25 protein-coding genes are annotated in these 23,760 nt (G+C 46.4%); 6 read left to right on the forward strand and 19 right to left on the reverse strand.

Features of this window, described 5'->3' with window-relative positions:
* Nucleotides 1-76 precede the first annotated feature (76 nt).
* The 4 genes from V6D41_RS19260 to V6D41_RS19275 all read right to left on the reverse strand — a co-directional run bounded on the left by V6D41_RS19260 (nucleotide 77) and on the right by V6D41_RS19275 (nucleotide 2,228).
* Nucleotides 77-436, reverse strand: coding sequence for a YdbC family protein (locus tag V6D41_RS19260; RefSeq protein ID WP_333519340.1), 360 nt, complete (start codon nucleotides 434-436; stop codon nucleotides 77-79).
* Nucleotides 430-771 (reverse strand): cupin domain-containing protein, encoded by a 342-nt coding sequence (locus V6D41_RS19265; protein WP_333519341.1) that lies wholly within the window; start codon nucleotides 769-771, stop codon nucleotides 430-432. Before V6D41_RS19265 ends, V6D41_RS19260 begins: the two co-directional genes overlap by 7 nt.
* A gap of 136 nt (nucleotides 772-907) precedes the next feature.
* Entirely contained in the window at nucleotides 908-1,279 is a 372-nt protein-coding gene (gene gsiB, locus V6D41_RS19270; RefSeq protein ID WP_252687358.1) for a glucose starvation-inducible protein GsiB, read from the reverse strand.
* Nucleotides 1,280-1,409: 130 nt separating this feature from the next.
* Nucleotides 1,410-2,228, reverse strand: a complete 819-nt coding sequence (locus V6D41_RS19275; protein WP_333519342.1) for an EcsC family protein — start codon at nucleotides 2,226-2,228, stop codon at nucleotides 1,410-1,412.
* A gap of 116 nt (nucleotides 2,229-2,344) precedes the next feature.
* On the opposite strand from V6D41_RS19275, the gene V6D41_RS19280 reads away from it, so the two are divergent.
* From V6D41_RS19280 to V6D41_RS19295, 4 genes are all read left to right on the forward strand, one after another.
* Nucleotides 2,345-2,797 (forward strand): DUF2188 domain-containing protein, encoded by a 453-nt coding sequence (locus V6D41_RS19280; RefSeq protein WP_333519343.1) that lies wholly within the window; start codon nucleotides 2,345-2,347, stop codon nucleotides 2,795-2,797.
* Between the two features lie 77 nt (nucleotides 2,798-2,874).
* On the forward strand, nucleotides 2,875-3,132 hold the full coding sequence (locus tag V6D41_RS19285) for a GlsB/YeaQ/YmgE family stress response membrane protein (RefSeq protein ID WP_333519344.1): 258 nt from the start codon (nucleotides 2,875-2,877) through the stop codon (nucleotides 3,130-3,132).
* A gap of 226 nt (nucleotides 3,133-3,358) precedes the next feature.
* On the forward strand, nucleotides 3,359-4,636 hold the full coding sequence (locus tag V6D41_RS19290) for an Nramp family divalent metal transporter (protein ID WP_087992986.1): 1,278 nt from the start codon (nucleotides 3,359-3,361) through the stop codon (nucleotides 4,634-4,636).
* A 104-nt stretch (nucleotides 4,637-4,740) separates the two neighbouring features.
* Nucleotides 4,741-5,007 carry a hypothetical protein gene (locus V6D41_RS19295; RefSeq protein WP_333519345.1) on the forward strand — a complete coding sequence of 89 codons (267 nt, stop codon included), beginning with the start codon at nucleotides 4,741-4,743 and terminating at the stop codon, nucleotides 5,005-5,007.
* 300 nt (nucleotides 5,008-5,307) lie between these two features.
* Here the strand turns inward: V6D41_RS19295 and V6D41_RS19300 are convergent, their stop codons facing one another.
* The 10 genes from V6D41_RS19300 to lrpC all read right to left on the reverse strand — a co-directional run bounded on the left by V6D41_RS19300 (nucleotide 5,308) and on the right by lrpC (nucleotide 18,668).
* Nucleotides 5,308-7,032, reverse strand: a complete 1,725-nt coding sequence (locus V6D41_RS19300) for a pyruvate oxidase (RefSeq protein ID WP_333519346.1) — start codon at nucleotides 7,030-7,032, stop codon at nucleotides 5,308-5,310.
* Nucleotides 7,033-7,098: 66 nt separating this feature from the next.
* Nucleotides 7,099-7,548, reverse strand: coding sequence for an NUDIX hydrolase (locus tag V6D41_RS19305; RefSeq protein WP_333519347.1), 450 nt, complete (start codon nucleotides 7,546-7,548; stop codon nucleotides 7,099-7,101).
* 237 nt (nucleotides 7,549-7,785) lie between these two features.
* Nucleotides 7,786-8,628 (reverse strand): manganese catalase family protein, encoded by an 843-nt coding sequence (locus V6D41_RS19315; protein ID WP_333519348.1) that lies wholly within the window; start codon nucleotides 8,626-8,628, stop codon nucleotides 7,786-7,788.
* 141 nt (nucleotides 8,629-8,769) lie between these two features.
* On the reverse strand, nucleotides 8,770-10,881 hold the full coding sequence (locus tag V6D41_RS19320) for a cellulose biosynthesis cyclic di-GMP-binding regulatory protein BcsB (RefSeq protein WP_333519349.1): 2,112 nt from the start codon (nucleotides 10,879-10,881) through the stop codon (nucleotides 8,770-8,772).
* A 5-nt stretch (nucleotides 10,882-10,886) separates the two neighbouring features.
* Nucleotides 10,887-12,149 carry a glycosyltransferase family 2 protein gene (locus V6D41_RS19325; protein WP_333519350.1) on the reverse strand — a complete coding sequence of 421 codons (1,263 nt, stop codon included), beginning with the start codon at nucleotides 12,147-12,149 and terminating at the stop codon, nucleotides 10,887-10,889.
* Nucleotides 12,142-13,851: a DUF2334 domain-containing protein gene (locus V6D41_RS19330; RefSeq protein ID WP_333519362.1), complete on the reverse strand. Its 1,710-nt coding sequence runs from the start codon at nucleotides 13,849-13,851 to the stop codon at nucleotides 12,142-12,144. The genes V6D41_RS19325 and V6D41_RS19330 overlap by 8 nt, the downstream gene beginning before the upstream one ends.
* 10 nt (nucleotides 13,852-13,861) lie before the next feature.
* Nucleotides 13,862-14,713, reverse strand: coding sequence for a diguanylate cyclase domain-containing protein (locus tag V6D41_RS19335; RefSeq protein ID WP_148963029.1), 852 nt, complete (start codon nucleotides 14,711-14,713; stop codon nucleotides 13,862-13,864).
* On the reverse strand, nucleotides 14,694-15,782 hold the full coding sequence (locus V6D41_RS19340; RefSeq protein ID WP_333519351.1) for a glycosyl hydrolase family 8: 1,089 nt from the start codon (nucleotides 15,780-15,782) through the stop codon (nucleotides 14,694-14,696). The genes V6D41_RS19335 and V6D41_RS19340 overlap by 20 nt, the downstream gene beginning before the upstream one ends.
* Nucleotides 15,783-15,982: 200 nt before the next feature.
* A complete protein-coding gene (locus V6D41_RS19345) occupies nucleotides 15,983-18,169 on the reverse strand; it encodes a DNA topoisomerase III (RefSeq protein ID WP_333519352.1) in 2,187 nt (728 codons plus the stop codon).
* Between the two features lie 64 nt (nucleotides 18,170-18,233).
* Nucleotides 18,234-18,668 carry a transcriptional regulator LrpC gene (gene lrpC, locus V6D41_RS19350; protein ID WP_333519353.1) on the reverse strand — a complete coding sequence of 145 codons (435 nt, stop codon included), beginning with the start codon at nucleotides 18,666-18,668 and terminating at the stop codon, nucleotides 18,234-18,236.
* 184 nt (nucleotides 18,669-18,852) lie between these two features.
* Here lrpC and V6D41_RS19355 point away from each other — a divergent pair, with 184 nt between their 5' ends.
* The gene (locus V6D41_RS19355) at nucleotides 18,853-19,143 is read left to right on the forward strand and encodes a DUF3817 domain-containing protein (RefSeq protein WP_019257503.1); all 291 of its coding nucleotides are present in this window, start codon (nucleotides 18,853-18,855) and stop codon (nucleotides 19,141-19,143) included.
* A 35-nt stretch (nucleotides 19,144-19,178) separates the two neighbouring features.
* On the opposite strand, the gene amj is transcribed toward V6D41_RS19355, so the two are convergent.
* The 5 genes from amj to V6D41_RS19380 all read right to left on the reverse strand — a co-directional run bounded on the left by amj (nucleotide 19,179) and on the right by V6D41_RS19380 (nucleotide 23,010).
* The gene (amj, locus tag V6D41_RS19360; RefSeq protein WP_333519354.1) at nucleotides 19,179-19,988 is read right to left on the reverse strand and encodes a lipid II flippase Amj; all 810 of its coding nucleotides are present in this window, start codon (nucleotides 19,986-19,988) and stop codon (nucleotides 19,179-19,181) included.
* 503 nt (nucleotides 19,989-20,491) lie between these two features.
* On the reverse strand, nucleotides 20,492-20,914 hold the full coding sequence (locus V6D41_RS19365; RefSeq protein WP_087992998.1) for a pyridoxamine 5'-phosphate oxidase family protein: 423 nt from the start codon (nucleotides 20,912-20,914) through the stop codon (nucleotides 20,492-20,494).
* An 81-nt stretch (nucleotides 20,915-20,995) separates the two neighbouring features.
* On the reverse strand, nucleotides 20,996-21,541 hold the full coding sequence (locus V6D41_RS19370) for a GNAT family N-acetyltransferase (protein ID WP_333519355.1): 546 nt from the start codon (nucleotides 21,539-21,541) through the stop codon (nucleotides 20,996-20,998).
* 89 nt (nucleotides 21,542-21,630) lie between these two features.
* Complete coding sequence (lyxE, locus tag V6D41_RS19375; protein WP_333519356.1) at nucleotides 21,631-22,134, reverse strand: D-lyxose ketol-isomerase; 504 nt, start codon at nucleotides 22,132-22,134, stop codon at nucleotides 21,631-21,633.
* 15 nt (nucleotides 22,135-22,149) lie between these two features.
* Complete coding sequence (locus V6D41_RS19380; protein WP_333519357.1) at nucleotides 22,150-23,010, reverse strand: SDR family oxidoreductase; 861 nt, start codon at nucleotides 23,008-23,010, stop codon at nucleotides 22,150-22,152.
* Nucleotides 23,011-23,160: 150 nt separating this feature from the next.
* On the opposite strand from V6D41_RS19380, the gene V6D41_RS19385 reads away from it, so the two are divergent.
* A complete protein-coding gene (locus V6D41_RS19385; protein WP_333519358.1) occupies nucleotides 23,161-23,757 on the forward strand; it encodes a class I SAM-dependent methyltransferase in 597 nt (198 codons plus the stop codon).
* Nucleotides 23,758-23,760 lie beyond the last annotated feature (3 nt).

The following is a 23,760-nucleotide window of genomic DNA, read 5'->3' on the forward strand; positions in this document are numbered from 1 at the left end:
TAACAGGAGAATATCTACATTGTTATAATGAGTGATAAAATCAGCTTATCATCTTTTTTAAAACGACTTCCCTTAACTAAGCTTTTGTCACGGTCCATCCAGGCTCGTATTCAATTTCCCGGTTGCCAAACATGCAAGCGGCCTCCTCTGCATCAGCCTGAGTAAACGTCACTTCTATTGAATATAACGTAGCCTTTTGCCCGATTTCTTCATAGATAACGTCGTGTTCGTTCTCCATAAAAGCTTCATAAACTTCTCTGTCCTCCCAAACGCTGATGATCTCTGCGGTAAGCGGCCTGTCTGCTGATGTTCGCCAGCCGCCGGCCTGTTTGACAAAGCCGGCCACATGTGACAATGCCCCCCACTGTGACTGCGCTTTTGAAAATGCTTCGGCGTTTGCAGCATCTACTTCACATACAATCTTTTTGATTAGCATGGCAATTCCTCTATGATGACTGTTTTCGCCTGTGTATGCTCGACACAGAGATTCACCGTTCTGACGTAAGAGCGCGTGCGGTGAACCGTTCCTTTCGTGATGAGCAGGCTGTCATTCGCATTGAGTACCGCAGTTTCTTTGTCCTTAAAATCAATCAGCAGCTCACCTTCAAGAACAATGAACAATTCATCTGAGTCTGGGTGATGGTGCCAGTCATATTCTCCCGTAAACACTGCGAGGCGCACGCAATGGTCATTGACCTCTGAAATTGAAAAATTGGCGTGTTTTTCTTTGACTTCATTGGCGATGGCGAGCATGTTTTGGATCTCGGACATTAGTGAAAACCCCTTTTTCACTTATTGTATCGCAGCACCGTTTTAGATCAAGTTATTTCCAAAATAAAAAAGCGATCCAGCTGTTTCGCCGGATCGCTTTTTATCTTCTACAGGTTGTCTGCCTTCATGCTTTTGATTAGTCGTTGTTGCGGGCGTTTCCGCCTTTTGAGCCAATTTCTTGGTAGAATTCTTTATCATGATTTTTGCTTGTTGCCTCTCCGCCTTTACGGCCGATTTCTTGATAGAATTCTTTGTCATGATTTTCGCTAGTGGCTTCTCCGCCTTTTTCGCCAATTTCTTGATAGAATTCTTTGTCATGGTTTTGGCTAGTGGCTTCTCCGCCTTTTTCACCGATTTCTTGGTAGAATTCTTTGTCATGGTTTTCGCTAGTGGCTTCTCCGCCTTTTTGACCAATCTCTTGATAGAATTCTTTATCATGGTTTTTGCTTGTTGTTTCTCCGCCTTTTCTACCTGCTTCTTCTCTGCTCATTTTGTTATCGTCTGCCATTTTGAATTCCTCCTTTAATTGGTGTTGGTTGTTGTATTCCCGCTATCCATCCTTTTAAACAAACAAAACACATTGGGTGTGTTTCCACTAAAAAAAGCAGGCGGAGCGCGGTGTCCGTCTGCTTTTTTTGTTATTCCATCTCTCGTTCTTTTTCTTTCAGCCGCTCAAGAATGCGGCGCTTTTTATACAACATCATGCCCGTTTCGGTAATGTCGTTTAATGTCGAGCGATTGGCAGACGCGCCAAAGACCATTCCCGCGACCGGCACCAGTTGAAAAAGCTTTTTCCAGCCAAACGTGTCGCGATAGCCTAAAACAACTTCACGCCAGCCTTGGATTTGAGAAGCGACATTCTTATATGTACGATCTTGATCGTAGTCTTTTAATTCATTCAAAATCGATTTTTTGCCGACAACATCAGCCGAAGTCAGCTGCATACATTTTACGATGAAGACCCGCTCCTTTTTCTCCTTTGGGTCAAAGCCGTAAGCAACCGCGATATCCTGCAACGTTTTTAACGACAGGCCAAGCACGGCCGGAATGTCTGCCGCCAGCGTAAACACGCCGCCCACACCGGTTGTCGCGCCTTGAACAGTTGCGGCGTTAATTCTGTTTTTGCCCATTCCTTCCGCAATTTCATCCATGATAGGAAGAGGGGCTTGTTGTACGTCTTCAAGTGATTCGATGGTCTCCTCCGGCAGTTTCTTTTGAAACATCTTGATAATCTGTTTTTCAGATGTCAGATACTGCCCTCCTGTTTGGACAAAGCTGCCGAGCTCATCCAAGAGCTTGCCGATCTTTTTCTGGATGAATTCCGGTGTCAGCTTGTCCAGCAGCTGAAACGGGAGACGGCTGAGTTTTTCCCAAAACCAGACTTTTTGCTGATCTTTTTCCCATTTCTCTATTTCTTTTAATTGCTGATGCAAGTCTTCTTTTCGTTCTGTTGTCACCCAACCCGCACTTCCCTTCTGTTTTTTCTACTGTATAGTATACCTTCATTTTCCGGAAACGTTTTTATTTTTCACCTGCGGGTACCATTTTTATAAAAGGAAAAGGAGTGATGGACATGCCTTGGTCGATGAAGGATTATCCCGCTTCATTGAAAAATCTTGAGAACCCGGTGAAGAAAAAAGCGATTGACATTGCAAATGCGATGATCGATGAGGGCTACGAGGACGGCCGCGCAATTCCGATTGCGACAAGCAAGGCAAAGGAATGGGCGGAAAACGCCTCGAAAAAAGAAATTGATGATTTCCTCAAGAATGGTGATGAGACAGAACACGATGAAGATCCAAGCAGCGGCAAAGGTTCTGAGCTCATGGATAAAGCAGAACTTGTCATCAAGCATAAAAACGGCTGGGCGGTCAAAGCCGAGGATGCTAAACGTGTATCTGAGATCAAGGGTACAAAGAAAGAAGCAATTGAACGGGCAAAGGAGATCGCAGCGCATAAAGGCACTGAAGTGATTGTTCATTTAGCTGATGGCAGCGTGCAGAGAAAGATCAAAACAGGATCATAAAGCGATATGCTATTCGGTGTTTCGGGTTTGGCATGAGCGGTTATTGATTGATAAATCATTTATGAGGGGTGAGCATGATGCTTAGCTTTTTGGTTTCATTAGTTGTAGCTATCCTAATCGGCTTAATCGGAAGCGCCATTGTGGGGAACCGGATGCCGGGAGGAATTTTCGGCTCTATGATTGCCGGGCTGGCCGGCGCTTGGATCGGACACGGACTCTTTGGCACTTGGGGACCTAGCCTCGGCGGCTTTGCCATTATCCCGGCAATTATCGGGGCCGCTATCCTTGTGTTCTTACTGAGCCTCATATTCCGCGGGCTGCGGAAGGAAGCCTAGACTCATTTTGATACAGGAGGCATCGTTTCGAACTGAAACGATGTCTTTTTATGTGGGACCTTATTTGAATCTTTACATATCATGTGACATAACAGGGGAAAATTTGAAAGTGAATGAACGTTTTGGTTGACAAGAAACCGGGATGGTCATATGATGTAGATAAAATAATTTGCATTAAGGAAACTCTTTGTTGTATGGCTAAAAACAATCAGAATTCAGGTGAGACATGATGAACAAGGACATCACGGCACAATCTCCCCGTTCCAAAGCAGTCCAAGAGGCGCTTGACGGGAAAATCAAAGGGTTCAGAGGGCTGCTCCCTTTTCTGGGCCCTGCATTTATAGCAGCCATCGCCTATATTGACCCCGGCAACTTCGCAACGAATATATCAGCAGGTTCTAAATACGGGTATATGCTGCTATGGGTGATTTTATTTTCTAATATTATGGCGCTTTTAATTCAATCACTCTCCGCTAAACTCGGCATCGCGACAGGCAAAAACCTGCCCGAGATTGCCCGCGAAGAATTCCCTAAGCCTGTTTCCATCGGTTTATGGATTCAGGGCGAGCTGGTCATTATCGCAACTGATCTGGCGGAATTTATCGGAGCGGCACTGGGACTGTATTTGCTGTTCGGCATCCCGATGCTCGAAGCGTCTATTATAGCGGCGATCGGCTCTTTCGCGATATTAGAGCTTCAGCGCCGCGGATATCGCTCACTTGAAGCCGGCATTACCGGCATGCTGTTTGTGGTGGTGATCGCCTTTGCGCTGCAGACCTTTTTCGCCAAGCCTGATGCCGTGTCAGTGATGAAGGGCCTTTTTGTTCCGGCATTTCAAGGCACTGATAGTGTGCTTCTCGCAGCGGGTATTCTCGGCGCAACCGTTATGCCGCACGCCATTTATTTACACTCAGCCCTTACACAGCGGCGGGTGGTTGGCAAAACTGATGCTGAGCGAAAAAAAATCTTCAGATTTGAATTTATTGATATTTTAATAGCAATGCTGATCGCGGGTGCGATTAATGCGAGCATGCTGATTGTGGCTGCCGCATTATTCTTCAAAAACGGGCTGTTTGTCGAGGATCTCGATGTCGCCTTTCAGCAATTCGGACATCTTGTCAGCCCAATGTCAGCCGTTTTATTCGGGATCGGACTGCTCGTTGCCGGACTGTCCAGTTCGTCAGTCGGCACGCTTTCAGGTGACGTGATTATGCAGGGATTTATCAACTACCGCATTCCGCTGTATGTGCGGCGTTTTATCACAATCATTCCGCCGATCTTGATTATCGCATCAGGCGTCAACCCAACAACAGCTCTCGTCATGAGCCAGGTCGTGCTGTCCTTCGGGATCGCCTTCGCCTTAATCCCGCTTATTATGTTTACAAGCAATAAACGGATTATGGGAGCCCTGATCAACGCCAAATGGGTCACAGTGGTGTCTTGGCTGATCGCTGTATTGATCGTCGCTTTGAACGTATTTTTAATTGTTGATACATTTCGTTAGAAAAAACCGGCTGTTAAGCCGGTTTTTGATATTGCCCAAAAGCTCATTGATACCCTTTTTGCCAGAAATTTGTTATGATAGAAGAAAAAATCGGAGTTTTGATGATGTCATTATTTATTCTGTTTTATTTGTGGATTGTTCCTATTGTAATCGGCATTTTATGTTCTGCTGTTGCCTATAAATCCAAGGGGAAAATGAGAGTCGCGCCCGGCATCGCCATGATCGTGTTCAGTATCATTTCCTTGGTCACCGCGTTTACGGCCGGACACACCAATTTCCACGTGTTTATCGGCGGAATGTTTTTATTCGGAACGTTATTGATTGGTTCTGCTTTTCCTTTCTTTTTTGGGCTTAAGAAGAAAGAGAAATAAACTTATAGAGACATGAACGCTGTAAGATTTGATAAAAATAAACATATGAAACATACAAGGACAAATGCGCTGATCTTTTTGTTTTGAAAGAAGATGCATTTGTCCTTTTGTCCGTTTTGAGCCTGACGAACATCGTGACACGCTGTATAGATCATTCCTAGAGATCCCAATAAGTACACCGCTAATTTTATGGATTCAAACATGCTTTCCTCCTATCATTCAATATAATGCTATGATAACTTACAATCCATTTATTTCCAACACCTAAAAAAACAGGGGTCTCACGAGACCCCTGTTTTTTTAGAATAACCGTTTTAAACTTTTCTTCAGTGACGGCATTTCAATTTTTTGGTTTTCGAAGAAATTTTTCAGCATGTATTTGCTGAAGCCTTTTGCCTGCCCGTAGGTGATTTTGCCAGGCAGCGGCGGTTCGTTTCCGATCATGACGTCCACTACGACCGGCTGGTCAGCGTGCAGCGCCTCATGGAAAGCAGGCGCAAGTTCTTCCGCTCTGGTCACCTTGATGCCCTTCGCTCCGCAGCTTTCTGCAAATGCGGCATAGTCGACATTTTGAAGCTTGGTGACATAGTCGATATTGCCTTTGACCTGCTGCTCATACTCAATCATGCCGAGATTTTCGTTGTTTAAAATGACAACGGTAATGGGGAGCTTATATTTAACAGCGGTCGGAAGATCCTGCATGACCATGGAGAAGCCTCCATCACCGCAGACGGCGATCGCTTGGCGCTCTGGTTCTGACAAGCTTGCGGCGATTGCTCCCGGCAGGCCGCAGCCCATTGTCGCAAGCCAGCTGGAAACGACGAAATCCTGGTTTGCTTTCATTTTGAAATGACGAGCCATCCAGACTGTCACAGTGCCGACATCTACAGAAAGCACTGCATCATCGGCTGCCGCTTCCTCAAGCCGCGCCACGACCTGCTGGGGTTTGAGCGGTGTTGCCGCCTCTGTCTCATCTTTTTCAATTTCGTTCCACCAATGCTGCATATGTTCAGTGCAAGCTTCCAGAAACCTTCTGTCTTCCTTCATTTCAATAAACTCCGTCAATTCGCGCAGGCCGTGAGCCGCATCACAAACAAGACCCACTGTCACCGGATAGCGTTTTCCGATTTTCGCCGGATCTGAATCAAGCTGGATCGCCGGCGTGTCATCAGGCAAATAGTCGCGATATGGGAATGAAGTTCCGAGCATGATTAATAAATCACATTCCTCCATTGCCTCGTAAGCCGGCTTTGTGCCGATCTGCCCGAGGTTGCCGAGAAAATGCGGGTGCTTATCGGGAACAACGCCTTTTGCGGGGAGCGTGACAACGATCGGAGCCGCGGCTTTGTCCGCAAATTCCAGCAGCTCACGTTTCGCCTTTTTCATTCCCTGCCCCGCCAAAATAATCGGCTTCTTGGCGTTATTTATATATTGCGCGCAAGTGATGAGCTGTTCTTTTTTCGGTTCAAGGTTCCCTTCAATATACACTGGTGACGTGTATACGGGCTCACGTTTGATTTTCTCCGCGAACAAATCATCTGACACGCTCAATACCGCAACGCCTTTTTTGCTACAGGCGGTGCGGATCGCCTGATTCAAGAGATCTGGCAGTGATTCCGCGCTATGTACCTCTCTGTTGAATACTGCCACGTCTTCAAACATTTGCTCAAGCTTGATCTCCTGAAAATAATCCCGTCCGACTTCGCCTGATGAAACCTGTCCTGCAATCGCCAGCACAGGGGCGCCGTCCGCTTTTGCATCATATAAACCATTTAATAAGTGCACCGCCCCCGGCCCTGCGATCGACAGGCAGACACCGATTTTGCCGGTGAGTTTTGCTTCAGCCGCGGCCGCCAGCGCAGCCACCTCTTCATGGCGGGTTTGAATGAATTTCAATTGATTTCTTTCGTGTCTTAATTCTTCAATAAACTCATTGATACTGTCTCCGGGGATGCCGTATACATGATCAACTCCCCATTGTTCAAGCAGTTCTGTCATTGCTTGTCCTGCAGTTTTGTGTGCCATGCCGTATCCTCCTTTTTCCTATTTTCAATACCACAGGAGAGCTTCTTTAAAACCCGGAGACCTTTATCACTTGCCCAGTCTTCTTTTCAACAGGCCAATCGCCGCAAGCATGCCGCTGTCCTTGAGAGTGACGGTTGCGTCTAAAGAGCCGCTCATAAAATCTTTGATTTGCCTTTTTCGGTTCGGCACTATAAATAGCGGCAAACGCTGCGGAGAAAACCACTTCAAATCCGCTGTCTCCATGCCGCTCGTTATCGCTTGTCCGCCTGTTATGTATCCGGCAAACACATGCTGTTCATCTTGAAACTTCGGCCTTTGGTAGACACCTATTTTCGCAGAAAGCGCTGCGCTGTATCCCGTTTCTTCCAACACCTCCCGCACTGCCGCTGCCTCAGCCGTTTCCCCGGGATCGACCCTGCCGCCCGGCAGATCCCATAAAGGGACGTCCTTTCGTTTCACCAGCAGAATCTGATGTTTTTCGTTCGATACAATGACAAATGAACCTTGCGTATACATTGCCAATTCTCCTTTTCACGCGAAAAAGACCAAGGTCGTTTTCCCCTTGGTCATAGTTGCTTTCCTTTTTAAAATGATACGGCAGTGCGGCATTCATTATGTCCTTTATTTCACAACAGCGGACTCTGAGAAAGAAGGCCGATTGGCTGTAAAGGATGGTATGCTAGCCCGTTTTTTCAATCATCACGTTAGCAATAACCAGCTGCCAAGACATCGTCGGCAACCAATGATGTTTCATTAATATTCCAGCGATGATGCGCCGTCGGCCGGCATTGTGCCGTGAACGTACGGAGGCGCCGGCTTGAGAACTGGTTTTTGGCCCATAGCCTCAGGCTCCCCAACATATTCGAAATTTCCTTTTCCATCCATACTAGTCCCTGACGCCCAGCGACCGCTTTGGCTTTCAGTTCCTTTAGAGCAGTCCATGAATGAATAGGAAACTTCTTGTTTTTCGTACTCACGGTTAAATGTACTTGGGACAACCACGCCTTCACGTTCCTCCAATTCTTGAATGGCCGCCAGCCATTGATTTTGATGCATCGTGTCCCTTGCAATCAGGAAGGACAGCATATCCCTCACACCTTTATCATCTGTCATTTCATATAGACGGACAGCTTGCAGCCTGCCTTGCGATTCAGCATTAAGGTTTGCACGGAAATCGGCGAGCAGATTTCCGCTTGCAATCGTATATCGGGCTGTCCAAGGGTATCCCACACTATCATCTGGTTTAGCCCCCAAACCTCCTACGATGGCATGCTGAGGATTCATCCCTCCCATTACAGCTCCAATGACAGGATCTTTAGCCATTTGCTCTTGTTCTTCAATTGGCGCTTTATCAAGCAGCTGAGCTATCATCGTTGCCAGCATTTCCACATGGGCAATTTCTTCTGTGCCGATATCAAGAAGCATGTCACGGTACTTTTGATCAGCTCTGCAGTTCCAGCCTTGAAATAAATACTGCATCATGACAGAAATTTCACCGAACTGTCCGCCTAATATTTCTTGCAATTTTTTCGCGTAAACGGGGTCTGGCCGGTCAGGTTTGGCATTATATTGTAACTCTTTCACATGGAAAAACATCTATATCCCTCCAATTCATCTATACGCTTTAGGATGGCTCTGTTTCCTGTTTTCATGTATAAGCCCTAAAAAAATACAACACTCTGTATGAGTGTTGTATCCAAATGAATGGAGAACGATAGAGACATCATTCTTCACGTGCTATCCCCTGTCTACCTTTCTTTTTCTGCGTCGTACGGCAACCCAAATGAACACTGCCGCAATCACCATAATGAGTGCCAGCACACCAATATACAGCCATTTCTGGCCATTATCTTGTGATGACTGCTCTTCACTGGAACTGTTTGCTTCTGATTTGAGCTGCTGGTGGTTTGTAAACACCTGCTGGCTGTTTGTTTCATTAACGACGGTTGCCGAGTCATCGGTGCTGTTGAGATAGTTGATGATTTCTTTCGTGACGGCCGCGCCTTTTCCTTTTGACGGTGCAAAGACAGCCATTGTGTAGCGTGTATCCCAAAGAGATGCTTGGGTAAATGCCACTTGTTTTGTTGTCTCATTCACCATTTCAAAACCTGATACATCAAACGAGCCGTTCTTCGCTTGCGGCACAAGCAGTTCTGATGATTTCTCCTTCAGAAGAGAAAATTGATTGATGCCCCCTAAGAAAATGAGGTTCCGTCCTTTGGCATCATTTGCTGTTACGTCAGAGGATTTCTTCACCGTATATGAATGCTGCGCTTCGCTGCCAAAGGACTCGGTTACGAGAGAAAGCTCCTCAAGCTTCGATTGGTTTACGGTGTCAGGAATCACGATCAGCGTTGCCTGTTCCTGATTTCCGGCGTAAGGAAGCGGCCACTCTTGAAAATCCGCTGACGGAGACATGCCTTTGACGGTGTAAGACAATGTACTGTTTTTATCGATAAAGACCCACTTTTCTTCGTCAGCGGTGTTGCAAGGATTGTTTTCCTTTAACCCAGTTGTGACGAACTGAATATCAATGTAGCGGTTTTTTTGCAGCAGCTTAGGATCCACTTTTACCATGGCATGATAGAATCCGTTTTTATCTTCTTTCCCTAAATCATCAAGCCGGACCGAGTGCGGCTGGCCGTTGATCATGACTTTCAGTTCTGCAGCCTGAGCAGCCGATTCGTTTTCGGCCGTTGAAGCTTGAATCGTTTCGGACTTTTTCAGCTTAAGCGACAGCTTCGCTGATTGGTTTTCATCTAAAACCGCCGATGCAGGATAAAAATAATGTGCTGAAGATGTTTTGTCAGCTCCAATTGTGATATCATCCGCTCCAAAATTCTTGAGGGTCAGCCTATTGCTTTCTTTTTTTTCAGCCTGCTTAAGCTTGCTGATTGAGAGTGTATCGCCGCTGAGCTGGCCTGTATAAGTCTGATCCGTAATGACACTGATTTTTTCAGTGAGCACGTCATCGGATGCGGCTTGCGCAAACAGAACCGGCTGCTGCTTGCTCTCTGCTTTCAGCACCCGCTCTGCAAGCAGAAGTTTTTCTCCTTTTGCCTGTAAGCCGGCTTGTGTCATCAGCTTTTTCACCTTTCCGTTCCAATGCTTGTCCACTCCGATGAAAATCGTCGGCTTGTCGATTTTCTTCAGTTCAGATTCCGTGACATACGAAATGGTGACACTGCTGTCGGCCGTTTTCAAATAGCCTTCTGTTTTCACTGCTGCTTCAATTTCCGCCGAACTTGGGTCGTCCGGAATGACGATGGCGGTTTCCTCGGCTGTATTTCCCGATTGGGCGAAAGGATATGGATAATGGTCCAGCGTCGTTCCCTTTGCTTCACTGCTGTCCGCCAGCGTCAGGCGGCTGTCCGGATAAATTTTGATCCAGTTGCCGGACGTATCCTGTCTGACGCAGACGCCCTCTTTCATTACGCCGTAAAATTTCAGCGATACGTTGTGATAGCCCTGGGCAGACTGGCTTTTATTCAGGTTAAGCTTCAATGTTTTCCGTTTGGTATCACCATTGAGCTTTACCGTTTTGACCGGTTCATCGTCAATGACAGCCGTTAACGATGATGGAGAAATTAAAAGATTTGAAGCCTCGTATTCAATCACCAATTGCTGATTGCCAGAAGAGGCGCCTGCCGGAATCTGATACGTCAGCTCCGCGCTGTCTTTTGATCCGTACAGTGTCATCAGGTCGCTTGTCAGCACCTGCTGTTTGGCTTGTTCTTGGCTGCTTTTTCCGAGAAGCGAACCGCTGACCTGCACCTCTTTGGCTAAAGCCGCTTGTCCGGTCATCGCCAGAAGCATGAAGCTTGTGAGAAAAATCATTATTTGTTTCAAAAAGGTCACCCGCTTTTATGTTGATTGTATCGTTCTGTTTTGTACCATTTGACCTCCTGCTTGAATAAACGGTGCTTGATTTCTACGAATAAAGAATAGATAACGAGCACAATCCATGCCTGCGAGTATGTAAAGTACATGAGAAATACGATAAAAAAGTTTTGCCTGTTCATTTCTGTTTTTTCAATGCTCAACGTAATCATGACCTCTGTCATAAATAAGAAGAACGCCAAGATCCAGAGGACCATTGCCAAAAACCCGACCGATAAATGCAAATCATAAAACAAATTGACGACAAATATCGTATTTGACATGATCACGCCAAAGAAAAACAGGAAATACGTAAAGAAAAAATAAAACAAATCAAAGATAATCCGTTTTCGTTTCAGTTTGAAAAACTGCGCCAAAAATTTCAGTACGACATATTGATTGCCGCGTGCCCATCTGGTGCGCTGGCGCCACCACACCTTCCACGTTTCCGGCTCCTGCTCCCAAGTGATGGCGGCAGGGAAAAAGCGGATGTGATAGCCGAGATTATACACCCGGATGGTCAGCTCGGTATCCTCAGCAAGCGCTTTGTCATCCCAGCCCCCGAGCTTTTCGATAATGCTTCTGCGGATCGCGAAGTTGGTGCCCGGGATCGTGGCGATTTTGAACCACTTCCATCTGCCTCCTTGGGCCATCCACTGAAAACAGATCGTTTCGATATTAATAAACTTCGTCAGCAGCGTTTTTGCCGCATTAATGACGCGGAATTTCCCAACCACGGCGCCTGCCTTTTCGTCATTCATCAGGCCGAGAACGAGGTAATACACGGCCATTTTCTCAGGCGTGTTGTCGGCGTCATATACACAGATCACATCGCCGTTCGATTCGGCAAAACCAGAGTTAAGCGCGGAGGATTTGCCTTTTCCTGCGTTTGGCGGCTTCGTGATCACCATTTTGATGAAATCGTATGTCTCGGAAAATTCATTGACGATATCACCCGTCCGGTCTGATGAATTGTCATTAACGACGATGATCTCCAGCCGGTCCTTCGGATAATAAAGGTTGACCATCGCCTTCAGCGTCTGCCGAATCACAACCTCTTCGTTATGCGCCGGGATAAGGACACTGACCTTTGGCAGCTCCTTCATGTTTTTCCTCCACTTCGGGATATTCCGTTCGAAGGTCATATAGTGGCGGAACCCGCCCTGCATGAGAAACATGTGGTAGAGAAGCATGACCCAAATTAAACTTAGTGAGATAAAGAACAGCGTATTACCCAAGGCTTCTTCTCTCCTTAAAAATTCGTTTTTTCAATGTGGCTCTCAAGTAAAACGTATAACTGACAAACATGACGACAAATAAGAGCACGATCGCGGAGAGAATCCATAACGCCTTTTCCAGAGGAGTTTGCCGATGATGATCGAAAAACTCGTCAATGGCGCTTACGCCGTTTTTCACCTGAATCGTTCCGTCACCGCTTGTATGAATTTCAACTTTGTCTGTTTTGACGGTTTGTTTCGTTTTCTTTAAATCCAGCCATTCACTGTCTGGAATGCGTTCCATCTGATCAACCAGCTCCGGCAGATATTTCATTCCAAGATACGGGTGATAAAACCCACCGGCTACTCCGCCTTCAAAATCAATCATCTGGGCGATGTGCTCTTCCATATCGCCGAGCGGGTTTTGTTTTGATGTATCGACAAAGCCGATCGTTTCCGGATACAGCGTCATTCCATCCAGCATCGAAGGAGTTGTCACATACGGAGACGCACCGGATGTTTTCCACGTTGTGCCGCTGAGCTGGACCTGCCCGAAAATGCTTGTAAAATACTGCGAGGCGATTTGATAGCCATATTCGGACATCGTGTAATGCGGCGCTTCAAACGCCAGCGGGTAGAGACCCGATGATGTCAAATCCTCAATCGCACGCGTCAGTTTTTGCTTTGTATACGTTTCTTCCTTTTCCCGAAATGGTGTCAAATAGCTGTTATAAGCTTGTTCGTTCGGAAAGTCCCGTTCTTTTTCCAGAATGGACGGGGTGGCTTCGGCATTTCCAGATGTAATCGGCTGATCCGCCTTTGCATCCCAGAATTCAAAGCCCTCGCCTGTTTCACTGTAGCGATAGGCGTGTGTATAGCCGTGAACAATGATACTGCCGCCCATGCTTTGCAGCTTTTTCAGCACCTTGACCATCTCCGGTTTATCAGACAAATACACTTTGTCGCCAGTTTCCGGATTCAAGTAAACCGGAATCACTGCCAGGATAAAAGGAACATGCCTCTTATGCAGATATGTACCGGCTTGAAGCAGCAATTTTTCATCAGACATCGGGCTGATATCCTCGAGACGCAAATACAATAACGTTGTCCCCGCTTCCTCTCCGAAAGCTTCTCTGAGCTGTTTCGCCACGATCAAATTGTCATTTAACAAATTCGTTAATCCAATGTACACATTCGCTTTTTTTGTTTTCCATATAAAAGAATGCGTTTTGCCGTCATCAGCTTTAAAGGTATAAAGCGACTTTCCTTTCAGGCCTGATACGCTCAGCACGTTAAGCCCGCTCTCCAGAGACACATCGGCCTTTTCCGACCTGCTGTGAACCTGATATACATGTTCTTTGCTGATTAATGAAAGCCCGGAAAATTGGTTGATTTGGCCTGCGTTATAGCCGATGGCGACAACAGGTGTTTTGACGCTGCTGATCAGAGACACCAGTTTTTTGCCGAGCTTTCTTTTCGTTTGGCCGTAATACATCACATGGTCTTTGCCTTTGAAATCGGACGCTTCCACATCCGAATCTTTTTTGACTGTCACATGGGATGTAAAGTGGCCCGCAAGCAAATCGAGCATTTTGACTTGAGATGACTCTTTGCCGTCCAAGGTTGAATAGATGATGAGAATCCCGGCATCCCGCTCCTTCGCTTGTGCGGAAACGGGAAAAGACGCAATAGCTGAAAGCAGAAGCATTGTAATGCAGAGCAGCGTGATTCCTTTATAGTTCATTCATCATCATCTCGTTTTCCAGTTCTTCTAAAAAGTGATCGGCTGTTTTGATATCTTTGCGGTAAGGCAAATGGCAGACGTGGAACGTGAGCGACACATACTTCCCATTTGCCAGCTGATACGTGTCCAATTGTTTTTTCAGCTTTGTCAGAACGGCCGGCATATGTTCAGCGGGCGTGTGCGTCAGCACAATCCCGATACGCTCGTCAGAGGGGCGGAACTTCTTATCCGTTTCCCGGACGCTTGTCTTAATTTGCTGACTGACATATTGGAAAAGGCGGTCCGTTTCTTTTTCACCGTACAAAGACTTAAACTCTTTGAAGTAATGCATATGAAGCAGCAAAAACACGAAAGAATTTCCGTAGCGTTCCGCCCGCTTGATTTCTTCTGAAAGTTCCAGCTTCATCCTCTGCTTGTTATCAAATCCGGTCACTCTGTCAACAGCGACAAAGCTTTTGATTTCGGCTTGAAGCCGTGCAACTGAATGCCTTAGCTCTGCGGCAATATCATGAATTCTTCCCGATATAAAAGAAAACAACAAAAGCGCGATTCCCCACACGACAAGTATTCGCAACCCTTCCTCAGCCGGAAACAGCGCAGCCTGTCCAGTCTGAAAAAACATCATTAAGGTGCCGAGAACAAAGAGGACGATTAAGGTTACCGCCAATGCGTAAATCGGCCCGAACCATATGCCTGCGGCGATGACGACAAACGTGATGCAAAGGATCAGAGCGCCTTCCGATTGCTGGGCTGACACATAATAAATAAACAGAGACAGGGCTGCAACGAGCCCTGAAAAATAAGCAAATAATTTTTGTGATTTATTGAATGATATTTTCATTAAAAAGCTTCCTTTCGGCTAACAGCGGCAGCAGATTGTCAAAAGAATGCGTCTGAGCGCCGCTCATATAGCCTCCATAATACGATTTCACCGGATCAAGAATTTCAAAGTCATTCATTCTGTCATATATGGCTTTGGTGACTGAACTGTCTTCATATTGTTTTGTTAAAAACAATACGGCTAATGCGTATACGGATGGCGACTCATAGTTGACGGCAGGCTCCTTCGTATCTGCCGAATATCGTCCGTACAGCTTTCCGTGTGTCTGAAATTCCTGCTTGATCCAGTCCGCTAAAACAGCGGCTTTTTCATCCCCTTCCGGCAAATGCCAAGCAGCGTACAGCTGATCTATCAGATTGATCTCACTATCATATGTGTATTCCTTTGTCTCCGAGCTGTATACCTTTGGCAGAAAGCCATTTTTTAAAGGAGCCGAATAGAGAACATTGGCATTCCGCTGTTCTGTTTCCTCGTCTATAATTCCATTCTTCTTTAAGACAGCTAACGCATCGGGCATGACGTATGAAAGCGTCACATCCTTTGAAGCGGCCTGTGAGTCGTAAAAGTCTGTAAATAACCCGTTGTTCATATTGTATGTCTTCAAAGCCGTGCCGATATCCCGGGCCGTTTGCGCGTAGTCGCTGCGGCCCCATTTGGCGGCGGCTTGGTCAAGGGACAGCATAATTCTCATATCATCTATCAGCGCATTCGTTCCGCTCGCTTGGCCGTTTTGAATCTTCCACGTCACCAAGTGATTGCTCATCAGAAATGAATCAGCCAGATGCTGATATTGCTCCTGAAAATGCGGGGCGTCATTTTTGCTGACTAAAAACGCCATCCACAGGCCGAGTGATTCTGATAAATAAGAAGGCTGGTCTGAAAAATCGGTTTTGATCAGCCCTTGGCCATTCATTAGATTGTGATAAATGAAATACTCCGCCGGCTGAAGCGGGCTGGCGTTCACTTCTGACACCGACTGATTTTGGACCTTATTTCCAGCTTCAACACACCCTGCGGAAAGTCCGATAGATAAGAAGAATAAGATGACAGCTATTAACAAATGCCTCACAGGCAAATCCCCCTTTGTCGCCTGAAGCGAATCAGACGCTCACAAATATATAGACGAAAGTATGACTGCCATGTTACAAATTACATTTACTATAAAAGAAAAAAATGCGGATTGCTAGCTTTTTTTTCCCTTTTTGAACATTTAAAAAACAGGACCTAAGTCTAATAGAAAAACCTGTGCGATATGCACAGGTTTTTCTATTATTTGTCCAAACCGAGTTTCTTCAGCTGTTCTGCCAGCGCGTTGTTAATCGGCTCATCTTTATTATTTTGTTTTTTCATATAAGAGGAAACGTCCCGTTTGGAAGCGCGCCCTTTATCTTTGTTTTTTCGTTTTTCGAATACGGACAGCTTCTCACGGTGACCGCAGACACACGCGAAGGTCTGGCCCTCGCCTTGGCCGCGAAGCTCCATTTTTTTATGGCAGTTCGGGCAGCGCGCGTTTGTTTTTCGGGCAACTGTTTTTCTGCTTCCGCATTCACGGTCTTGGCACACAAGCATCGTGCCGCGTTTGCCGTTTACTTTCAGCATCATTTTGCCGCATTCCGGACATGCGGTTCCCGTGATGTTGTCGTGTCTGAAAGTCTGGCTGCTGTTTTTGATTTCTTTTACTGTTTGGTTAGCGTAAGCCTTCATGTCTTTAATAAAGACAGCCGATTTCAATTTCCCGGCGGCGATAGCTGACAGCTTTTGCTCCCATTCCCCTGTTAAGGCAGGTGATTTCAAATCCTCCGGAACAAGCTGCAGGAGCTGTTTTCCTTTAGAAGTAATAAAAATATCTTTGTCTTTTTTCTCTATTAAAAAGCTGTTGAACAGTTTTTCAATAATATCGGCCCGTGTTGCCACCGTGCCGAGGCCGCCTGTTTCACCAAGCGTTTTGACGAGGTCTTTTTCTTCTCCCTGCATAAAGGCGCTTGGGTTTTCCATCGCTGACAGCAGGGTCCCTTCGTTAAAGCGGGCGGGCGGCTTCGTTTGGCCGCTTGTTTCAGTTAAGGCGCGCACGGCAAGAGTATCGCCTTTTTGAAGTGCAGGGAGTGTCTGATCTCTGTCATCCTCCTGCTCGTCATCTTCATCCGCCATATCATAAACGGCTTTCCACCCTTGCGACTGAATGGTTTTGCCTTTCGCCGTAAAGGTTTCTCCGCCGATTTCTGCGATGACCTTTGTTTCCTCATATTCGAATGCCGGCATTAACACAGCAAGGAAACGCTTCGCAATCAGGTCATACAGCTTTCGTTCTTTATCGCTTAGACTGCCGAGAACGAGCGGCTCCTCGGTCGGGATAATCGCGTGGTGGTCTGACACCTTCGCGTCATTGACGTAGCCTTTATGGGATTTGATGCCGCGTTTTTTAATTTGATTGACATATTGGGCATACGGTCTTACTTCCATGCCTTCCAAGCGGTCTTTTAACGTCGGAACGATATCTCCGGACAAAAATCTTGAGTCTGTCCGCGGGTATGTGACGAGCTTATGCTGCTCATACAGCTTTTGCAGCACAGAAAGCGTTTCTTTGGCGGAAAATCCGAAGCGTTTGTGGGCGTCGCGCTGCAGCTCCGTTAAATCATAAAGCGCAGGCGCGAAGCTTTTTTTCGCTGTTTTTTTCAGCTCAGCGATGACCGCTTGCTTTCCTTCGATGTCTTTTAGCAAACGGCTTGTTACGTCTTGATTGAACGTTCTCGTCTGCTTTGTTTTTTTATCCTGCCAGGTTAGCGTTATGCCATCAACCGCGGCGCGGATGCCATAATACGGAACCGGCGTAAACGCTTGAATGTCGTCTTCACGCTTTGCAATCATCGCAAGCGTCGGTGTCTGCACACGGCCGCAGGAGAGCTGAGCATTGAATTTTGTGGTGAGCGCACGGGTCGCGTTAATTCCCACAATCCAATCCGCTTCCGCTCTGGCGACGGCAGAATGATACAGATTTTCATATTCTTTGCCGTTGCGCAGCTTTTGAAAGCCTTCCTTGATCGCTTTATCTGTCACAGATGAAATCCACAGCCGCTTGATCGGCTTTTTGACATTCGCTTTTTCAATGATCCAGCGCGCAACAAGCTCCCCTTCCCGGCCTGCATCAGTCGCGATGACAATCTGATTGACGTCTTTACGGATAAGCTGGGATTTGACCGCATTGAACTGTTTTCCGGTTTTTTTGATCACCACAAGCTTTAGGGGCTCAGGGATAATCGGCAGATCCTCTAGCCGCCATGATTGAAATTCTTTTCCATAGCCTTCCGGATCAGCAAGTGTTACCAAATGGCCTAAAGCCCATGTAACAATATATTGATCGCCTTCGAGATAACCGTTTCCTTTTTTATGGCACTTCAGCACCCGGGCCAAATCCCGGCCGACTGAAGGTTTTTCAGCTAATACAACTGTTTTTGACATGCTTGATCACTTCTCTTTCTTTCACGCTCATCCTTTTATTATAACAGACTTGAACAAGCACTCTCTAACCGCGCCCGTTTTTCGTGTCGATTTCCGAGAAAATAACGTGAGTGACGGTTTGCGCGTATGGCGATGTTTTGTTTATAAAATCTTCTACCGCTTCAAGGCTTTCAGCGTTGATTTTCAGCATATAGCAGGCCGCGCCGGCAATCCGGTAGCAAAATTCGATATTCGGCAAAGTTTGAATATAGCTTTTGAATCGCTCGTAATCCGCGTTTTTGACAGTTGCTTCCACAATGCAGGAAACGGGAAGCCCTAGTTTTTTCTGATCGACCTCCAGTGTGTATTGCTTGATGATGCCGAACGATTCAAGCTGCCTCACCCGTTCTGTCACGGATGGCGGCGACAGCCTAATTTTCCTGCCTAATTCCCTCATCGACAAACGGCTGTCCTTCTTCAGCTCCTCAATGATATTCAGATCAACCTGGTCAAGTTTCATTTCAACATCCTTCTTTTATGATTTTGTTCACATTATCTCGGGTATTTTTGTAAATGACAAGTACAGTTCCCGAGAAAAAGCATTTAAAAATGAATGTTTTTCGAACATTCTCTGAAAGCCGCCATATGGCTCTCCGGATTGTTTATCATATAGTATGAAAACGTGTCCACAAGGAGGGCGATTTATGCTGCAAACACCGATCGGAAGACTTCGCACGATGGGTTTTATTGAAGGAATGTCACTCTTAATCCTGCTGTTCATCGCCATGCCGCTGAAATATTGGGCAGGCCTTCCGCTTGCGGTGACAATTGTCGGTTCGGTTCACGGCGGATTGTTCATTTTGTATTTGCTTGTCTTGGCGTATGCGGCCTTCTCTGTCAAATGGCCGCTGAAATGGTCAGCCGCCGGCTTTATCGCCGCTTTTGTCCCATTCGGAAACTTTTTGTACGACCGCGGGTTAAGGAAATATAAATAATTTTAGGCTGGATCTTTATGATCCAGCCTTTCTTATTACAACCACTTTGTCAGCCATGCGATATAGTAGGCGCCCGGAATAAACATCAGCTGGGCGAGGATTGTCCCCGCCACCCTTGATGTGACCATCGTGACAGAGGTCCATTTTAAATACGTATAGCTTCGTTTTCCCTTTGCCACATCATCAGCAAGGACGGAAACCTTAGGATCAACAAAAATCGCCAGCAGCATTGTCGCAATTCCGTTGATTAAGCCCGATGCCATGACGGCTGTCGTGCTGCGCTCCGGCGCCAGAAGTCCTGCATACAAAGCCGAAAGCACGCCGATCGTATATATGGATGTGATCAGCATGTTGATGACAAACAATCGCTTCGGTATCAAGCGGATATGAAATCCTTTTACATAGGAAAGAGACGGCAGACGCAAATAGGAAAGGGCATTTTTGAATCCTTGCTTCGAGAAACCCTTTTGGAACACTTGTAAAACAGAGCCGCCGCCGCTCGCCAAGTGAATAATCGCCCGTGAAAATAAAGCGACAAAAGACGGGAGCAGGATAATGCCCAGAAGGGTGCCGACTGTCGATCCGAATATCAAGAAGCGGAACTGCCCGGCGACAATCGCCAGTGCGTTTTTTCCCGCATCATCAATTAAATGTCCGGTAAAGGGCTGCTGCACCATGTTCGACATTCTGGACACGATGACCATGACATTAAACAGGGAAAGCGCGGAGGCAATAAATCCAACGCGGGCTCCGGAAAGCCTGGTAGCGTAGGCTAAAGTTTCTATCGAGTGAATCAGTAATAAAAAACAGAAAATAAAAAGCACTTGTGTTGTCATGACATGCACGTTATTCTTCCTCCAATTTCATCCTAGAGATAAGACTGGAAAGAAGACGAGCAGGTTTCAATGCGATGTGCTTTTTACAATAAAAAAACCGCCGGCGTACGCCGAGCGGTTTGTCTTATTCTTTTCTATAGGCAAATAAAGATTATATGATCCGCCAAATCGGGCGGTTAGATTCATGAAGCATTGTTCCGTAGAATCATTCTGGAAAGTAAACACCATGGAATTTTCTTGAACACAAGACAACGAAAGCCCTACCTCTCAATCGTCACTGCGGCTCCGAAGCCGCGCCGGTGTGAATTGTAAAACAAAAAAGTCTTTTTTCCATCTCATCGTTAGGGGCGATTTGTTATGAAGGAAAAGAATAAGGGCAGCTGGTTTGCTGCTTGCGAAGCGGTAAAGCTTCTCTCTCAAACAGAAAAAAGAAGTTTACTTTCTTTTTTATTTGCTTATTATTCTTGCTTAGCAATTCATGATAACATATCGCCCCTGCAATTACAACCTTTTTATAATTCGAGTGAAACTGGCGTCTTCTCTCCGGCATTCATTAATCTAATAGCCTCCGGTTCAATTTCAAGAATCACCAGGTTCGGGTCATCTTTGCCGTCAAACCAGCGCTCTAATTTGGGATTCCAAATTTTATCCTTCAGTTCTGCCGAATTGTTGATCTTTGCTTTCCCGGAAACCTCGACATACGCGTCGCCAAAGCCTTCACAATCATAACCTAATAAAATATGGACATTGGGGTTGTTCTCAATTTCTTCGGCTTTATGTGTTTCCTTGCTTGTGGGTGTGTAAATCTTCAGCCCATCATGGAAAAAAGTCATGTAGCGGGAATGCGGCTTGCCCTTTTGAACCGTTGCGAGCGAGCCTACTTTGTGATGATCTAGAACATCAAGCACCTTTTGTTTAATGTCTTGCTGATTCATCGTGAATCACTCCTTTTTAACGTCTCCGCTGTTACTTTTCCACATCCGGGGAAGATTTAAACAAGAAAATGCGCCTTTATTTTAAACTTTCCATTCACGCTTCAGCAGGCTGTAATAGACAAGGTCATGATACCTGCCTTCAATGAATAAGCCATCCCGTGCCGTTCCTTCCTCTTGAAAGCCGAGCCGCTTAGGGACCGCTCTGCTTTTTTGGTTTCCGACAGCCGCACAGAGAGCAATGCGATTCAGCTCAAGCTCATCAAAAGCGTACGTGATGAGTGTTCGGCAAGCAGCGGTAACGATGCCTTTGCCTTCATATTCTTTGGCAATCCAGTATCCGATTTCCGCTTTTCGATTTACTTGATCAAGGTTATGCAGGCCGATCATGCCGCATAGGCTGCCGTCGTATAGAAGCCCCGCTTCGAGGCTGTTCAGGTCAGCATATTCCCGCCGCCAATCTGGAATGATCGTTTCTTTGTACGTTTCAACGCTGCTTGGGTTTTCCGCCCAAAATAGCCACTGGCCGAGCCGCTGCTGATTTTCGATAACGAGTTCGGCAAGCCGCTCCGCATCCTTTGGCTCCAATAATCGGATGGTGATGTGCTCATTTACCTTGCAGGTGAACATTCCCTCGCCCTCTTTCCTTTTTTACCCATTATAACGGTGATTCCGTTTTTTTTAAATGCAAAAAAGGATGGGCTGTTTAAGCCTCATCCTTATATCCTTGGATCGGTAAAGATATCATGTTTATCTGTACTCGTCGAAGACATTTCCGTCACGACGGCACCTTCTTCCCCGGCTTGGAACCAATGCTTCGTGTTCGGCGGAATCGTGTATTGCCCGCCCGGTTCAAGCTCAATTTCGCGCCAGACTGTATAGTGTTCTCTGTCCTCCTGCGGCGGGAGAACCTTTGGAAGCTGCGTTTTTTCTCCTTCTACGTAAAGATACACTTTTCCGTAGCGGCAACGGAATGTCTCCTGCTTGCCTTCTTGGACGTCGACCGGCGGATGGCGGTGTTCCGGACAAGTCTGTTCAGGAAACAGCATCAGTTCTTTTGAGCAATAACGGTCTGTATTGACGTAGACGAAGAGCTGGAGCCCGACTTTTCTTTCTTTTCCTAAGCCGTAGTCCATTAGCTGGATTTGGTCTACTTCCTCATCCGTTAATACAATACCGGCTTTTTGATAATAGCTGTTTACTTCCTCTTTCGTGATGCTCATGTGTCTCACTCCCTCTTACGTCGTCACAAAATCTCCGCCGTTGACATGCAGCGTCTGGCCTGTCATGTAAGATGACTCATCTGAAGCCAGCAGCACATAACAGCCGACATGCTCAACAGGCTGACCCGGACGGCCCATCGGCGTATTTTGCCCAAATTGAGCGACTTTATCTTCAGAGAACGTAGACGGAATTAACGGTGTCCAGATTGGACCCGGTGCGACTGCATTGACGCGAATGCCGTCTTTGACAAGCGCCTGCGCCATTGTTCTTGTAAAGGCATTGATCGCCCCTTTTGTCGCTGTATAATCAATCAGCGACGGGTTCCCCCGATACGGGTTGATGGATGTCGTATTGATGATGGCACTGCCCGGTTTCAGGTAATCAATTGCTTTTTTAGTCAAATAAAATTGAGAATAAAAGTTTGTTTTGAATGTGCGGTGAAGCTGTTCGCTCGTAATGTCTTTGATGCTATCCTTCGGATGCTGTTCACCGGCATTGTTTACAAGGATGTCAAGGCCGCCTAGTTCTTTGACCGTTTTTTCAACCGCTTCATTGCAGAAATCCTCTTCTCCCACGTCACCAGCGATCAGCAGGCATTTTACGCCTTCTTGTTCTACACGTTTCTTTGTCTCTTCGGCGTCCCCATGCTCGTCCTTATATACAATGGCGATGTCAGCACCTTCCTTGGCGTAAGCAACGGATACCGCGCGCCCGATCCCGCTGTCGCCGCCTGTAATGAGCGCTGTTTTTCCTTTTAATTTATCCGCTCCTTTATAATCCTCGTACTCATACACCGGACTTGGATTCATTTCACTTTCAATTCCCGGCTGGCGATTTTGGGTTTGAGCCGGCAGTTCTTTTGGATAATTGGCCATGATGATTTTCCTCCTTTGTTTTCATGTCTATTTGTTTTGTACCTCAGACAGCCTTTGGATAAACATGGATTGGCATCTTCACATTGCTTTATCAGAAAAATGTTTCACATGAAACGCAAGGAGGAAATAACTTGCAAAGGAGGTTGCTGAATGATGAACATGCTTTCTAAAACATTCAGCAGGCCAAAGGGCGTAATCGGTATGATTGCCGGGTACATCATGGCTGCTGAAAATCAGACACTGAATCAGTGGACAAGAGATCAGCTGGGAATCACACGGGGGGACAGTATTTTAGAAGTCGGATTCGGACCGGGATACTGCATGCAGCAGATGCTGAAACGTGAAAAGGACGTTCAGCTCCATGGGATTGATGTGTCAGAGGCGATGCTGAAGCTGGCCGCCCGCAGAGTAAAATCGAAAGGTGTGCGCTTAATGCAGGGAAGCATCGAGACATTTCCTCTCACCGCCTCGTTTTATGATAAAGTAATTTCTGTTAACAACTACACCATTTGGAATGACCAGACAAAAGGCGTGAAACAGATTTATCGGGCGCTAAAGCCCGGGGGCAGAGCAGCGATTACGATGCAGCCGCGGGAAGCGGACGCCAGCCCTGAGAGAACAAAATCATTTGCAAAACAGATGATTGCTGACTTCAAAGCAGCCGGCTTCGAAGACATTGAGTTACAATTTAAACACATTAAGCCTGAGCTTTCTGTCTGTGCAACAGCAAAGAAGCCCGCCACATAATGA

Source organism: Bacillus sp. 0102A (assembly GCF_036765155.1).
GTDB classification, from domain to species: domain Bacteria; phylum Bacillota; class Bacilli; order Bacillales; family Bacillaceae; genus Bacillus; species Bacillus subtilis_G.